This window comes from Nocardia sp. NPDC051911, assembly GCF_040681035.1.
In the GTDB taxonomy this organism is placed as follows: Bacteria; Actinomycetota; Actinomycetes; order Mycobacteriales; family Mycobacteriaceae; genus Nocardia; species Nocardia sichangensis.
Map to the genome: position 1 here is coordinate 15,899 of NZ_JBFAXY010000052.1, position 14,220 is coordinate 30,118.

The window sequence follows — 14,220 nt, forward strand, 5'->3', positions numbered from 1 at the left end:
ACCCATGGTCGCCGGGCACGGCCACCCGGGGTATTTCCCATCGATCGAGCTGATCCGAATCGTTGACACCCCGTGCGCGATGACGGTCGTGCCCGCGCCCGTCCCGCCGCTCACCGCCGTGGCCACGTGTTATCCGAAGCCGCTGATTCCCGCGCGGCGACCGGCCATTGATCCGGCCGAGGCCGGTGATCCCCGCCATGGTCATCGTCGGGCGGGTACGCGCCGGTTCGCGCGTTGCACGGCACGACATTCGCGCATGGAGAGAAACGGGAGACGATGGCACCGAACCCACTGCACCTCGGCGTCGCGCTCGACGGGGCGGGCTGGCATCCGGCCGCATGGCGGGAGCCGAACTCCCGGCCCGCCGAGTTGTTCAGCCCCAGTTACTGGACCGAGTTGGTCGCGACGGCGGAACGGGCACTGCTCGATTTCGTGAGCATCGAGGACAGCCTGCGAATCCCCGGTGAGCGGCACGCACCGTCCGACGACGCCGTCGATCAGGTGCGAGCCAGGCTCGACGCCCATCTGATCGCCGCGCGGGTCGCCCCGGTCACCCGGCACATCGGGCTCATCCCGACCGTGACGACCACGCACACCGAACCCTTCCACGTCTCCAAGTCGATCGCCACGCTCGATTACACGTCGCGTGGCCGGGCGGGCTGGCAGGCGCGCGTGTCCGGGACGGCCGAGGAGGCGGCCCACTTCGGACGTCGCTCGGTGCGCGACCTCAGCACCGCCGAAATCGCGGAAGCGATCGCTTCCGGGAGCTTTCCCGGCCACGTCCATGATCTGTTCGACGAAGCCGCCGACGCCGTCGAAGTGGTACGGCGATTGTGGGACAGCTGGGAAGACGACGCGGAGATCCGCGATGTGGCCACCCGCCGGTTCATCGATCGCGACAAGCTGCACTACATCGACTTCGAGGGCCGCTTCTTCAGCGTCCGAGGGCCATCGATCACGCCGCGTCCGCCCCAAGGGCAGCCGGTGGTGGCGGCTCTGGCGCACGGCCCGCTGATCTACGAATTCGCCGCCCGCGGTGCGGATCTGGTCTTCGTCACGCCCACGCGCGACGAAGGCCCCGGCCCGATCCTGGAGCAAGTCGCGTCCGCCGCGGCCCGAGTGGGACGCGCCGGTGAGCCGCTGCGGGTCTATGCCGACATCACCGTCTTCCTCGATACCGACGAGGAGCCGGGTCCGCAGCGGCTGTCCCGGTTGAGCGAGCTCGCGCGTGCCGAATTCGATTCCGACGCCCCTGTCTTCGCGGGAAGTGCGGACGAACTCGCCGATCTGCTCACCGACTGGAGCGAGCGGGGGATCGACGGGTTCCGTTTGCGGCCCGGCGTGGCGGTCGACGATCTGGCAGCGGTGGCCGACCGGCTCGTGCCCGCGCTGCAACGGCGCGGTGTGTTCCGCACCGGCTACCCGGACGGCTCGCTGCGCGCGCTGCTCGGCCTGCCCACCGACGTCCCCAATCGTTACGCGACTGCCTGAGCGAGGTCACCATGAGCACCCCCCGTAAGCAGATCATCCTGGGCGCCTACCTCGGCGGCGTCAACCATCACACCGCCTGGTGGCATCCGGAGGCGGGCAGCCAGATCGATTTCAGCAGTTTCGAACACACCGCGCGCACCGCCGAACGCGGCAAGTTCGATTTCTTCTTCCTTGCCGAAGGGCTCATCCTGCGCGAACGCGCGGGCAAGATCTTCGATCAGGACATCATCGGCCGTCCCGACACATTCACCGTGCTCGCCTCGATCGCCGCGGTCACCGAGCATCTCGGGCTCGCGGGCACCATCAACGCCACCTTCAACGAGCCCTACGAACTGGCCCGGCAGTTCGCCAGCCTGGACCATCTCTCCGGCGGCCGCGCCGCCTGGAACGTCGTGACCTCGTTCGACGCATTCACCGGCCAGAACTTCCGGCGCGGCGGATTCCTCGATCCCGCCGACCGCTACGCCCGCGCCGAGGAGACGCTGAATGCAGTTCGCGCCCTGTGGGATTCGTGGGACGCGAACGACATCGTCGCCGACAAGGACGCCGGACGGTTTCTGGCTCGGCCGGATGCCGGGGCATTCGCTTTCCGCGGCAGCCAGTTCGACATCTCCGGTCGTTTCACCGTGCCGCGCAGCCCGCAGGGCAGGCCGGTGATCCTGCAAGCCGGTGTGTCGCCGCAAGGGCGAGCCTTCGCCGCCGCCAATGCCGACGCCATCTTCTCCCCGTACGGCAAATTGCCCGAGGCGGCGGACTTCTACCGCGATATCAAGTCGCGCGCGGTAGCGGCGGGGCGGGCGGCCGACGACATCAAGATTCTGCCGTCGGCGAGTTTCGTTCTCGGGGACACCGAGGCCGAGGCGATCGAGAAATACCATGCCGTCCGCAACGAGCAGGTCACCGGGCAGACCGCGTTGATTCTGCTGGAGCAGATCTGGAACCGCGACCTGTCCGGCTACGATCCGGAAGGGCCGGTGCCCGACATCGATCCGGACCCCGACGCTCCGCCGATCATCCAGGGCCGCGCCTTCGTGCATCAAGACCGCTTCGCCACCGCCGAACGTCTGCGCCAGGTCGCCGAGACGAAGAAGCTCTCGCTGCGCGAGGTGGTGATCGACCAATTCGAGCGCGGTCCCTTGGTCGGAACCCCCGCACAGGTCGCGGAGAAGATCGACACTTTCGTTCAGAACGACGGGTCCGACGGTTTCATTCTCGGCTCGCACCTCGTGCCATGGGGCCTGGACGAATTCGTCGACCGAGTGGTGCCGCTGTTGCAGGACCGTGGTGCACTGCGCACCGAGTACACCGGGACCACCCTGCGTGACAATCTCGCCCTCCCGAACGTGCGCTCGGCGAAGACGGTTTCGGCCGACGCCTGAGTTCGCGGCGGCGGCCCGTGGTATCGACCGCGAGCGCCGCCGCCCACGCCTGCCACGTCCGGCATCGAACGCCGCCGATGCCGGACGTGGCGGCGCGGGAGCGTGGACACCCGCCATCGGTGGCAGGGCCGGAAGTGACCCGGGATCACGCCCCGTCGGGTCCGGGTTCGCCGAGAACCTCCAAGGCCTCCTCGAGAGTGGCGACGTAGGGAGCCTCGGGCGGTAGCCGGACCGTGGACCAGCCCGGCCCGGCGACCAGCAGCCGCGCCGCCGCCTCTCGCACTGCCCGAAGCGTTCCCGCGGTGGCGGTCGCGGGCAGCTGCGACCAGAGCACGAGTACGCAGGGCCGATCATGGCGCGCCAAGGCTTCGGCCAAAGCCGAGTCGGGCACCGCCGCGCCCAGCAACAACGCGACGACGCCCCGCTCGGCCAGCGCGGCACGCAATACTTCCAGGGGCAGCACGTGGTTCTCCCCCGCGGTGCAGGCCAAGAGCACCGGCGGTTGCGAACCGGGACGCCGGACCGGCGGGAACATGCGGTGCAATCCCGCGATCACCGCCCAGGACAACAGATGTTCCACTTCGATCAGCCCCCGACCGGCGTCCTGTGCCGCGACGATCGTCCCGAATGCCGGACGACACAACCTGTTCCACGTCGCGACCACACCGTCGCGCGCCAGCCGAGCCATGATCAGAGTCAGCGCGACATCGGGTTCCAGTTGTTCGGCGGCGACCAGGAGAGCGCTGCGACCCTCTGATAATCGCGGAGCTTCGGCGAGCGCCTGCTGTGCCGCACCGGCCGGTGTGGCGCCCGCTTCGATGAGCGCGATCATCCTCCGCAAGGTCGCGATGTCGGATTCGGAATAGCGGCGGTGCGCTCCCGGCCGATGCCTCGGCGGGCCGATCGCATACCGCTGGTTCCAGCTGCGCAGAGTGGCGACCGGAACGCCCAGCCGCTTCGCCACCGCGCCCACCGCGTACCGGGCGGACCCCTGGTCAACCATCGCGGGACCGCATCCGCCGCATGTCTCCCACTCCTTTCGGAAGATTCGAATGATGCATCGATTTTGCATCAAAAATGGCGTAGCGTGAAGCCTTGCAAGCCCGAGCACCAAAGGAGGACGTCATGGATCGACCCGCTCTCACGCGATCGGTGGGGCTGACGACCGACGTCGGCGCGGCGTGGCTGGGCATGCTGTTCGCCGCACCCGCCGCCACCGCCGCCACCGCGGAGTGCCCCGCACCCGTCCTCGCCGCGACGCAGACCGCCGACAGCACCGCCTCCTGCTCGGCGAGCAGTGGCGCGGGCGGCGCCGCGGCGGCCTACGGCTTCGACGCGGACGCCACCGCGGACGCCGCACCGAACAGCCTGTCCCTGGCCATCGCGCAGAACGGCGGGGTGGCGACCTCGAACTCGACATACCTGTCCGGCCCGGCCGCGATCGCCGTCGGGCCCGGCGCGACGGTCACGACCACCGGCGCGCGCCCAGGGTTGTCGATCGGCATCGCCGGTCCCGGTGCGACGGTCACGGTTACCGGCACCTCGACGCCGACCTGCGCGGGCGGGTTCGGCTTCGCGGGCGACTTCCAGACATTGCAGGGGCTGCTTTTCGCCTCGATAGTGCATCGTTGTGCGTAGCATCTCAGACATGCGCGTAATTGCCCGAGGCGTGGAAGGGAATCGGGAATGAGCATCACTTGGTCCGAATCGACAGTGACCGAACCGGTCGGTGGCATCCCGGCACTGGGAGCCGCCCCCTTCTCGCAGTGGCGGGAAGCGGTGCGGTGGGCAGTACTCGGCGAGCTGGAAGATTTCCTTCTGCGGGCATGCCCCAGGCCGCTTCATCGCCTCGGCGCACACGACGTTCTGCGGCAGTACGCCACCGGCGGGAAGTGCTTGCGGTCGACGTTCATGTACCTCGGCTGGCTGTGCGGCGGACCGGACGATCCGGCAGCGCTGCGTGCGGCCGCCGGTCTGGAACTGCTGCACGCGTTCGCGCTGCTCCAGGACGACGTCATGGACCGGTCCGCGACGCGACGCGGCGGCCCGTCCGCACATGTCCGGTTCGCCGGGGCGCACCGCGGCATGGGCGTGCCCGGCTCTTCCACCAGGTACGGCGAGTCCGCGGCGATCCTGCTCGGGGACATGTGCCTGGTCTGGGCCGAGCAGATGCTCCGCGAAAGCGGGCTCGCCGAGTCCGCGCTCGCGCACGCGTGGCCGCGCTACGACAAGATGCGGGTGGAACTCGCGACAGGCCAGTTCGCGGATCTGCTCAACGACGCGCGCACCGAGTCGGCGCTGGCCTCGGTCCTGGCGATCGCGCGGGTCAAGTCCGGGAACTACACGGTGCGATGCCCGTTGGAGATGGGCGCCGCGATGGCGGGCTGCGATGCGGCCGTCCTGGACGCGCTCGGCCGGTACGGCGCCGCGGTCGGCGAGGCATTCCAGTTGCGTGACGACATTCTGGGCATCTTCGGGTCGCAGGCCGTGACCGGCAAACCCGCGGACGGCGATCTCGGGGAACGCACCGCGACCAGCGTCGTCGTCCTCGCACGCGAAATGGCGGCCCCCGCGGCCCGAACCGAATTGTCCCGGCTCCTCCATCGCGTCCAGCTCGGTCCCGCGGAGGTCGACCGCGCCAGGATGTTGATCATCGAGTCCGGGGCGCCCGAGAGGATCGAGACGATGATCGCCGACTTGCTCGCCTGCGCCGAAAACGCTCTGCACACAGCGAATTTCAGCGCACCGGTGCACGCCGCACTGAAGCACATGGCCACCGCATGCACCGAACGCGTTGCCTGACCGGGAGGTTTTCCTCGATGCGCACCGTCGAAGGCGCGACCGACCGGGTGGTGGTCGTCGGAGCCGGGCTCGCGGGACTGTCCGCGGCCCTGCATTTGGCCGGCCGCTCCCGCGAAGTGATCGTCGTGGAACGCGAAGCCGTACCAGGCGGCCGCGCCGGGCAGGCCGATCCGGCAGGTTATCGCCTCGACACCGGCCCGACGGTGCTGACCATGCCCGATATCGTCGAAAGCGTCTTCGCGGCCGCCGGGGCGCGCAGCGCTGACTATTTGCAGTTGGCGCCCGTGGAACCGGCGTATCGGGCACATTTCGCCGGAGGCCGTTGGCTGGAGGTACACACCGACGCCGAGCGGATGGAAGCGGAGATCCGCCGGTTCGCCGGCGCCGACCAGGCCGACGGGTATCGCCGCCTGCGGCGTTGGCTGACCCGCTTGTACCGAGCCGAGATGGACCGGTTCATCGCGGCGAACTTCGACTCACCGCTGTCCATGGTGACCCCCGCTCTCGCCCGGCTGATCGCCTTGGGTGGTTTCGGCCGCTGGGATCGCGCCGTCGCGCGCTACATTCCCGACCCGGAATTGCGGCGTGTCTTCACCTTTCAATCGCTGTACGCGGGCGTCGCGCCCAGCCGGGCGCGGGCCGCCTACGCGGTCATCGCCTACATGGACACCGTCGGCGGTGTGTTCTTTCCGCGCGGTGGGATGCGTGCGCTCCCCGAGGCGCTGGCCGCCGCGGCGACCGAGGCCGGTGTCCGATTCCGTTATGGCACCACCGTGACCGCCCTGGAGCGCACGGGCTCGCGGATCACCGGGGTACGCACCGACGACGGCGACCGAATCTCGTGCGACGCAGTGGTATTGACGACCGAACTGCACGAGGCCTATCGCCTGATCGCGCGCACACCACGTCGACCGGTGCCGCTGACCTCCGCGCCATCGGCGGTGATCGTCCATCTGGGGTGTGCGCCCACGGCCGGGATAGCGCACCACAATCTGCTGTTCGGCGCCGCCTGGGAGGAGTCGTTCCACGACATCATCGTCCGCGGGCAGGTGATGCGCGATCCTTCGCTGCTGGTCACCCGTCCCTCGGCTACCGATCCGTCTACGGCTGCGCCCGGACGGGACCTGCTGTATGTGCTCGCCCCGGTGCCGAACCTGGAACGCGGCCGAATCGATTGGGAGCGGGCGGGAACCAGCTATGCCGAGCAATTACTCGAGGTCGCTCAGGATCGTCTCGGCTCGGTCTTCGGCGATGCCGAGATTCTGCGCGTGGACACACCCGCCGACTGGGCGCGCCGCGGCATGCTCGCCGGGAGCCCGTTCGCGCTGGCGCATACGTTCGCCCAAACCGGTCCGTTCCGACCGGCCAACATGATCCGCGGTGTCGACAATGCCGTATTGGCCGGTGGCTCTACCGTGCCGGGGGTGGGGATCCCGCCGGTGCTGATCTCCGGCCGACTGGCCGCGGATCGCGTCACCGGCCTCCAGCCCGTGCGGCCGCGCCGCATCGGCGCCGCGCTCGCCACCAGCCGCATCGATCGACAACTGTGATCGGAATCGAGATGACCCGCACCGACCTCGACACCACCCGGCTCAGCGACCAGCGACTGCACCGGTCCTACCGGTACTGCCGCCGGCTCAACGCAAGCCATGGAAAGACCTTCTTCCTCGCGACCCGTTTGCTCGCACCGGATCAGCGCCCCGCGGTCCACGCCCTGTACGGATTCGCCCGCCGAGCCGACGACATCCTCGACGAGTTCGACCCCCGTCTCGATATCGCCGAACGTGCCCGGCGGCTCGAGGACCTCGCGGGCCGCTTCCGCGCCCGCGCCGCCGACGCCGACGCCGTGCTCCCGGCGGTTCTGGACACTGCCGATCGCTATCGCATTCCAGCGGAGCTGTTCGACGCCTTCCTCGCATCGATGCGAATGGATTTGACCGTGACCGACTATCCCGATCGCGCCGCGCTCGACACCTACGTCTACGGGTCGGCCGAAGTGATCGGATTGCAGTTGTTGCCGATTCTGGGCGCCACTCGTGCCGATGAGGCCGCGCCGTATGCCGCCGCGCTCGGCAAGGCATTCCAGCTGACGAACTTCCTGCGCGATGTCGGTGAAGACCTGCTGCGTGACCGGGTGTATCTACCCGCCGACGAACTGGCCGCGTTCGACGTCGATCGCGATCTCTTGCGCTGGTGCGGTACTCAGCGGCGTACCGACGCCCGGGTACGCAGCGCCCTGGCGGCGCAAATCGCCCGCACTCGCGACATCTACCGCTTCGCCGCTGCCGGAATCGCCCTGCTGCACCGCCGTTCGCGCCCCTGCGTCGCGACGGCGACGACGCTGTACTCGGAGATCCTCGACCGCATCGAGGACAGCGACTTCGCCGTGTTCGATCACCGCGCCGCCGTGCCGAACCGGCGGCGAGCGCGAGTCGGCGCGACCGGCCTGGTCGAGGCGTGGTGGGCACGCCGAGCGGGCCGGTGATCGCTGCGGCGACAACGGTGCCGCGTCGCGCGATGGACTTCCATCACCCGGTGCGGACCTGCCTGTCCCGGAGACGGATTCGTTGTCCCGAGCGCGGCGGCTGGTCGTCAGTATCCTGATGTCGTGATTACGCTCAGAAAAGAAGACGGTGCCGCGGACCTCGCGGGTATCACGAAATTGAGTGTGGGAGTGAGCTGGGATCCGTCGTCCGGAACGAGCGGCGGCGCACTCGGCTGGGCACGCCGCAAACGCGGTGTCGACCTCGATCTGATCGCGGTCCTCATGCAGGGCAACGACCCGGTGCGCTTCGCGGGACTCGATTCGCTGGACCCGTTGGGCAACGGCTCGGTCGCGCACACCGGTGACGAGCAGACCGGCGCCGCTTCCGGTGACGACGAGACCATCCACGTCACCTTCGCCGACGTCCCCACCGCGATCGACGCCATCGTCTTCGTCGCGGCCGCCTTCAAGAAGGGCAGTTCTTTCGACAAGGCGAACAACATCTCCTTCAAGATCTACGACGCCACCGGCGGCAACAGCCAGCAAGTCGCCGACATCTGGCCCTCGCTGCTCGGCACCGACAACGCCAACGCGGTCGCTCGCGCCTTCCGCAACGGCGCTGTGTGGCAGCTGGAAGTCCTCAATCGCCAAGGCAAGATCAAGCAGGGCGACATGCAGGCGCTGTTGCGCTTCGCCATGCAATAGCACCTGCGGGTGCCACGCGTCGCGGTCCGCGTGGCCCACCCGCAAACCGATCGCAACAAGTGTCCACGTCTTCGAATCGCTGCGATAAGCGGATTCCGGCAATCAGTGGACAGCACCCAGTTACTCTGGGTCGATGCGATCTCGGTTCCGTCGGTACGTCCTGGCCGCGCTCGCCGCCGCGGCATCCACCCTGCTTCTCGCCACGCAATCCGCGGCCATCCCGCCGATACAGCCGGTCGCCGGCCTACCGGCGCTGGGCGGAGACTTCCTCTGGGGCGTATCGACCTCCGGCTTTCAGTCCGAAGGTCATGCGCCGGACAGCAATTGGACCCGATACGTCGGCGCGACGCCTGGCTACGACGCCCTCGGCGATTCCGTCGACTTCTACGGCCGCTATGCCTCCGACATCCAGCTCGCGGCGGACCTGGGCGTGCGGGTGTTCCGGATCGGGATCGAGTGGGCCCGAGTGCAACCCGCGCCGGGCGTGTGGGACGAGGGCGCGTTCCGCTTCTACGACGCGGTGATATCGAGTGTCGAGCGGGCCGGTATGCGACCGATGATCACGCTCGACCACTGGGTGTACCCCGGCTGGGCCGCCGACCGAGGGGGCTGGCGCAATCCCCGCATGGTCGAGGATTGGCTGGCCAACATGCGCAACGTCGTGGACCGCTACGCGGCGCGCAACCCGTTGTGGGTCACCGTGAACGAGCCCGTCGCCTACATCATGCACGAGGTCCGCCACGGCGCCGCGGATGCCGGCGAAATGCTCGAGCGGGTCGCGCAGGCACACAATGCCAGCTACGACTACATCCACCAGAAGCAGCCGGGCGCACAGGTGACCAGCAACATGGGTTACGTCGCCGGTTCGGAGGCGCAGGTGAACGGCCCGCTGATGGACCGCATCGCCGATCGGCTCGACTACGTGGGTGTCGACTACTACTTCGCCTTCGACCCGGCGCAGTCGCTGATCGAGTCCATCCTGCGGGCCAGCGGTTCGGCGATGCCCACGCTGCCCGGACCGCACATCTGGGAGCTGCCGTTGCGCACCGAAGGCATCTACTATGCGCTGCAATACTATTCGCGCCGGCTGCCCGGTAAACCGCTCTACGTCGTCGAGAACGGGATGCCGACCGAAGACGGCCGTCCACGCGCCGATGGCTATGTTCGCGGCGATCACCTTCGCGACACCGTCTATTGGATCCAGCGCGCCAAGGCCGACGGCATGAACATCATGGGCTACAACTATTGGAGCCTCACCGACAACTACGAATGGGGAAGCTACACGCCCCGTTTCGGCCTCTACACCGTGGACGTGCGTACCGACCCCTCCCTCACCCGCCGCCCCACCGACGCCGTCGGCGCCTACACGCAGGTCATCGACGCGGGCGGAGTGCCCGACGGCTACCGTCCTACCCGCGGTCCGGCCCTCTGCTTGTTCGTCGACCCCCCGGCCAGCTGCATGACTCCGGTAGCGGAGCGATAGACGGACGCCCGCACCCTGGTCGACAGTCTGCTCGAACTCAGCGCATTGCCCCGCGACGACGCGAAGTAACCGAATCCGTGGTCACGGCGTGCGCCATTTCTCGTCGGTCAACAAGGTGCTGGCCTGCGGGCCCATCAGAAGCATGCCGCCGTCTACCACGTAGGACGCGCCGGTGACATAGCTCGCCTCCGGTGCGGCCAGAAACGCCACGACGGCAGCGACCTCCTTCGCGTGCCCCGTTCGGCCCAGCGGCACGCCGGGACGCGACTGCGCTCGGGGATCGACGTCTTCCTGGCCGGTCATCGGTGTCGAAATCTCCCCCGGCGCGACCGAATTGACGGTGATGTCGTATTCGGCGAGTTCCAGCGCCAACACTTTCGTCAGTGCGCCGAGCCCCGCTTTGGCCGCGCAGTACGGTGCGGCGCCCACCCGGGGAACGTGTTCGTGCACGCTGGTGATGTTGATGATCCTGCCCCCGTTGCCCGCGGCGATCATATGTCCGGCCGCGCGCTGGGAACAGACGAACGCGCCGTCGAGGTCGACCGACAGCACGTGCCGCCAGGTGTCGAAGTCCATGTCCATCGCCTTCCGCGCTGACCCGGTACCCGCGCAGTTCACCAGCACATCGAGGCCACCGAGTTCGTCGGCGAGTTCGTCGATCACCGACCCGGCGGACGACGGGGCCGCCAAGTCGAGACGGCGCACGACGGCGGTCCTGCCCTGTTCGCGCACCTGCGTCGCGGTGCCCTCCGCGCCGCGCTGGTCGCTGTGGAACGTCAGCCCGACATCGGTCCCGCCCGCCGCGAGCGCGACGGCGATCGAAGCACCGATTCCGGAGTCTCCCCCGGTCACCACGGCTCGCCGCGGCGTGCCTGCTCGTTCTTCCGGTAGTGGAGCTGTGGTAGCCATGTCCAGCGACTACCCGCGCGGGCACGGACCACACCGCCTCCCGCCGCCACCCCGCGCGTGACGATTCCTCCTCGACCTCGTAGCGCCGACGCGACGTTACGAGGATTCCGATTGCGGGTAACCGCCCTGGAACGAGCCGAGAGGAGGGCGCCACGATGACTGCTCCCTGGTGGCGCGATGCCGTGATCTATCAGATCTACATCCGCAGTTTCGGCGACGGCAACGGCGACGGCCTCGGCGACATCGCCGGTATCCGGTCTCGACTGACCTATTTGCGCGACCTCGGAGTGGACGCGATATGGGTCACGCCCTGGTATCCGTCGCCGATGGCGGACGGAGGATATGACGTCTCCGACTACCGCGACATCGACTACCGGTTCGGCACGCTCGCGGAGGCCGAAGAGCTGATCGCCGAGGTGCACGCGCAGGATATGCGCATCATCGTGGATCTGGTCCCCAACCACACCTCGGATCAGCATCCTTGGTTTCAGCAGGCACTGGCGGCCGGGCCGGACTCGCCGGAGCGAGCCCGTTACCTCTTCCGGCACGGCGCGTCCTCCGGCGGTCCGCCGAACAATTGGCGGAGTGTGTTCGGTGGCCCTGCGTGGACCCGAGTGGCGGACGGGCAGTGGTATCTGCACCTGTTCGACGCCCACCAGCCGGACCTGGACTGGGAGCACCCGGACGTCCGTGCCGAGTTCGAGTCGATCCTGCGTTTCTGGCTGGATCGGGGCGTGGACGGCTTCCGCATCGACGTGGCGCACGGTTTGGTCAAACACCCCGATCTACCGGATATCGAAACCGATCACGAGGACATGATGGAGCCGCCGGATCGGACCGACCATCCGCACTGGGACCGGCAGGAGGTACACGAGATCTATCGCGGCTGGCGCAAGATCGCGGATTCCTATGGGCCGGATCGGGTCTTCGTCGCCGAAGCGTGGGTGGCCAAACCCGAGCGCCTCGCCTGCTACGTGCGTCCGGACGAACTGCACACGGCATTCAACTTCGATTTTCTGCGGTGTTCCTGGCATGCCGACGCGCTGCGTGCCGTGGTCGACTGCACGACCGAGGCGTTGGACGCGGTGGGCGCGCCACCCACGTGGGTATTGTCCAACCATGACATCACCAGGCATGTGACCCGCTACGGGCGGGCCTCCACCCGCGGCGGCGGTTCACAGCACGAACCGCACGGTCCCGTCGATGTCGGGCTGGGTCGTCGCCGCGCCAGGGCGGCGCTGCTGCTGATGCTCGCGCTCCCCGGCAGCGCCTACCTCTATCAGGGCGAGGAACTCGGCTTGGAGGAGGTCGAAGATCTCCCGCCAGAGGTGCTGCAGGATCCGACTTGGGAGCGCTCCGGCCACACCGCCCGCGGCCGCGACGGGTGCCGTGTGCCACTGCCGTGGAGCGGATTCCGGCCGCCATTCGGATTCGGCCCCGTCGACACCCTTCCCTGGCTGCCGCAGCCACAGCGCTGGGTGTCGCTGACCGCCGAATTGCAGAAGCGGGAACCGGACTCGATGCTCGACCTCTATCACCGGGCGCTGCGTCTGCGCCGGGACCATCCGGCCCTCGGAGAGGGCTCTTGGGCCTGGCTGCCCAGTGCGCCGGGTGTGCTGCTTCTCCGACGCTCTCCCGGCCTGGTGTGCATCGTGAACGTTTCGAACGCGCCGACCACGCTGCCCAGGCACGAGCGGGTGTTGTTGTCCAGCGAGCCTTTGCAGAACAGCGTCCTGCCCGCCGACAGCGCGGCCTGGCTGGAGGTCCCCGGCGTTGGGTAGGGCATGGTCGCGCCTCGTGTCGCTGCGAACGACCGGCAATTCGAACCCGTATCGTCGCCACCGAACAAGCAACGCGTCTCTTGCTCGTCGTGCGCTGGGTTAGGCAGTAGAAGCCATCTCGTCAGCCGACCATATTGGTAAGGAGAGCGATGTTCACCCATAACAAGGATCTCCAGTTCGAAGTTCGCGTCGACCGTCCCGATCCGCGTTTCGCGACCCTGCTGCAAGAGCAGTTCGGCGGCGCCAACGGCGAATTGAAGGCCGCCATGCAATATTTCAACCAAGCGTTCATGCTGCGTGGCAAGCACCCGAAAACCTATGACCTGTTCATGGACATCGCCACGGAGGAACTCAGCCATCTCGAAATCGTCGGCGCGATGATCACCATGTTGCTCGACGGGCTCAACGACGATTTGAAGCAAGCCAACGAGCGGTGCGACTGGATGCCGATGGTGGCGACGCCCGGCGGACGTGACCAGGTGATCCATCAGGTCGCGGTGAACCCACTGTACTTCGCGCTCAGCGGCGGCGGACCCGTCGTCAAGGACTCCGCGGGCGTGCCCTGGTCGGGGTCGTACGTCGACGCCAACGGTGAGCCCTCGGTCGATCTGCGCAGCAACCTCGCGGCGGAGTCGCGCGCCAAGATCGTGTACGAATATCTCAAGCAGTTCACCGACGATCCCGGTGTGCAGGACACGCTTTCGTTCCTGATGACCCGCGAGATCGCACACTTCCAGCAGTTCACCGCGGCGCTGAACGAATTGCCGGTCAACTTTCCGCCCGGAGCACTGCCCGGCGACGATCGATTCCAGAACGTGGCCTTCAACATGTCCAACGGCTCCGCGAGCGCCCGCGGCCCATGGAACGAAGGGCAGGGGCCGTGGCCCTCGGGCACGGAATGGCGCTACATCGACAATCCGGTCAGCGAATGGCTCGATTCCGACGAACGCGTGAACCATGGCGCGCAGACCAACCCGCAAGGCGAGCCCGCGGTGCACGGCACCAAACCGTTCACCCACGAATCACACATACCGGACTGACTCCCCCACGCCTACGCCCGGAACGGAACACGGCTGTTCAGGCGTTGAGCGACGCGGCGCGCGGCACCAGGTGCCGCGCGCCGCGCGACGTGCACTGCCGCCTGGATCAAAGGCGCGGGGTGCTGTTGATGTCTGTGGGACGATC

General features: G+C 68.0%; 12 protein-coding genes. 10 read left to right on the top strand and 2 right to left on the bottom strand.

Annotated features, from left to right (window positions below; translation table 11 throughout):
* Positions 1-276: 276 nt before the first annotated feature.
* Positions 277-1,491, top strand: a complete 1,215-nt coding sequence (locus AB0L97_RS36395) for an LLM class flavin-dependent oxidoreductase (protein WP_364438982.1) — start codon at positions 277-279, stop codon at positions 1,489-1,491.
* Positions 1,492-1,502: 11 nt separating this feature from the next.
* A complete protein-coding gene (locus AB0L97_RS36400) occupies positions 1,503-2,870 on the top strand; it encodes an NtaA/DmoA family FMN-dependent monooxygenase (RefSeq protein WP_364438985.1) in 1,368 nt (455 codons plus the stop codon).
* Between the two features lie 145 nt (positions 2,871-3,015).
* On the opposite strand, the gene AB0L97_RS36405 is transcribed toward AB0L97_RS36400, so the two are convergent.
* Positions 3,016-3,873 carry a MerR family transcriptional regulator gene (locus AB0L97_RS36405; protein WP_364438988.1) on the bottom strand — a complete coding sequence of 286 codons (858 nt, stop codon included), beginning with the start codon at positions 3,871-3,873 and terminating at the stop codon, positions 3,016-3,018.
* Positions 3,874-3,995: 122 nt separating this feature from the next.
* On the opposite strand from AB0L97_RS36405, the gene AB0L97_RS36410 reads away from it, so the two are divergent.
* The 6 genes from AB0L97_RS36410 to AB0L97_RS36435 all read left to right on the top strand — a co-directional run bounded on the left by AB0L97_RS36410 (position 3,996) and on the right by AB0L97_RS36435 (position 10,345).
* The gene (locus AB0L97_RS36410; RefSeq protein WP_364438991.1) at positions 3,996-4,508 is read left to right on the top strand and encodes a DUF6764 family protein; all 513 of its coding nucleotides are present in this window, start codon (positions 3,996-3,998) and stop codon (positions 4,506-4,508) included.
* A 54-nt stretch (positions 4,509-4,562) separates the two neighbouring features.
* Positions 4,563-5,672: a polyprenyl synthetase family protein gene (locus AB0L97_RS36415; protein ID WP_364439018.1), complete on the top strand. Its 1,110-nt coding sequence runs from the start codon at positions 4,563-4,565 to the stop codon at positions 5,670-5,672.
* 17 nt (positions 5,673-5,689) lie between these two features.
* Entirely contained in the window at positions 5,690-7,222 is a 1,533-nt protein-coding gene (gene crtI, locus AB0L97_RS36420) for a phytoene desaturase family protein (protein ID WP_364438994.1), read from the top strand.
* Between the two features lie 11 nt (positions 7,223-7,233).
* Positions 7,234-8,157: a phytoene/squalene synthase family protein gene (locus AB0L97_RS36425; RefSeq protein WP_364438997.1), complete on the top strand. Its 924-nt coding sequence runs from the start codon at positions 7,234-7,236 to the stop codon at positions 8,155-8,157.
* Positions 8,158-8,280: 123 nt separating this feature from the next.
* Positions 8,281-8,862 (top strand): TerD family protein, encoded by a 582-nt coding sequence (locus AB0L97_RS36430; RefSeq protein WP_355075501.1) that lies wholly within the window; start codon positions 8,281-8,283, stop codon positions 8,860-8,862.
* 133 nt (positions 8,863-8,995) lie between these two features.
* Positions 8,996-10,345, top strand: a complete 1,350-nt coding sequence (locus AB0L97_RS36435) for a family 1 glycosylhydrolase (RefSeq protein WP_364439000.1) — start codon at positions 8,996-8,998, stop codon at positions 10,343-10,345.
* 81 nt (positions 10,346-10,426) lie between these two features.
* Here AB0L97_RS36435 and AB0L97_RS36440 read toward each other — a convergent pair whose 3' ends face one another.
* Positions 10,427-11,254 carry an SDR family oxidoreductase gene (locus AB0L97_RS36440; protein ID WP_364439003.1) on the bottom strand — a complete coding sequence of 276 codons (828 nt, stop codon included), beginning with the start codon at positions 11,252-11,254 and terminating at the stop codon, positions 10,427-10,429.
* Positions 11,255-11,409: 155 nt separating this feature from the next.
* Here AB0L97_RS36440 and AB0L97_RS36445 point away from each other — a divergent pair, with 155 nt between their 5' ends.
* Entirely contained in the window at positions 11,410-13,035 is a 1,626-nt protein-coding gene (locus AB0L97_RS36445; protein ID WP_364439006.1) for a glycoside hydrolase family 13 protein, read from the top strand.
* 149 nt (positions 13,036-13,184) lie between these two features.
* Positions 13,185-14,075: a manganese catalase family protein gene (locus AB0L97_RS36450; RefSeq protein WP_364439009.1), complete on the top strand. Its 891-nt coding sequence runs from the start codon at positions 13,185-13,187 to the stop codon at positions 14,073-14,075.
* Positions 14,076-14,220 lie beyond the last annotated feature (145 nt).

Bases quoted from the DNA above. Each gene is read 5' to 3' on its own strand.
- AB0L97_RS36395 (WP_364438982.1), top strand. From the start codon at position 277: ATGGCACCGAACCCACTGCACCTCGGCGTCGCGCTCGACGGGGCGGGC.
- AB0L97_RS36400 (WP_364438985.1), top strand. From the start codon at position 1,503: ATGAGCACCCCCCGTAAGCAGATCATCCTGGGCGCCTACCTCGGCGGC.
- AB0L97_RS36405 (WP_364438988.1), bottom strand. From the start codon at position 3,873: ATGGTTGACCAGGGGTCCGCCCGGTACGCGGTGGGCGCGGTGGCGAAG.
- AB0L97_RS36410 (WP_364438991.1), top strand. From the start codon at position 3,996: ATGGATCGACCCGCTCTCACGCGATCGGTGGGGCTGACGACCGACGTC.
- crtI (WP_364438994.1), top strand. From the start codon at position 5,690: ATGCGCACCGTCGAAGGCGCGACCGACCGGGTGGTGGTCGTCGGAGCC.
- AB0L97_RS36425 (WP_364438997.1), top strand. From the start codon at position 7,234: ATGACCCGCACCGACCTCGACACCACCCGGCTCAGCGACCAGCGACTG.
- AB0L97_RS36435 (WP_364439000.1), top strand. From the start codon at position 8,996: ATGCGATCTCGGTTCCGTCGGTACGTCCTGGCCGCGCTCGCCGCCGCG.
- AB0L97_RS36440 (WP_364439003.1), bottom strand. From the start codon at position 11,254: ATGGCTACCACAGCTCCACTACCGGAAGAACGAGCAGGCACGCCGCGG.
- AB0L97_RS36445 (WP_364439006.1), top strand. From the start codon at position 11,410: ATGACTGCTCCCTGGTGGCGCGATGCCGTGATCTATCAGATCTACATC.
- AB0L97_RS36450 (WP_364439009.1), top strand. From the start codon at position 13,185: ATGTTCACCCATAACAAGGATCTCCAGTTCGAAGTTCGCGTCGACCGT.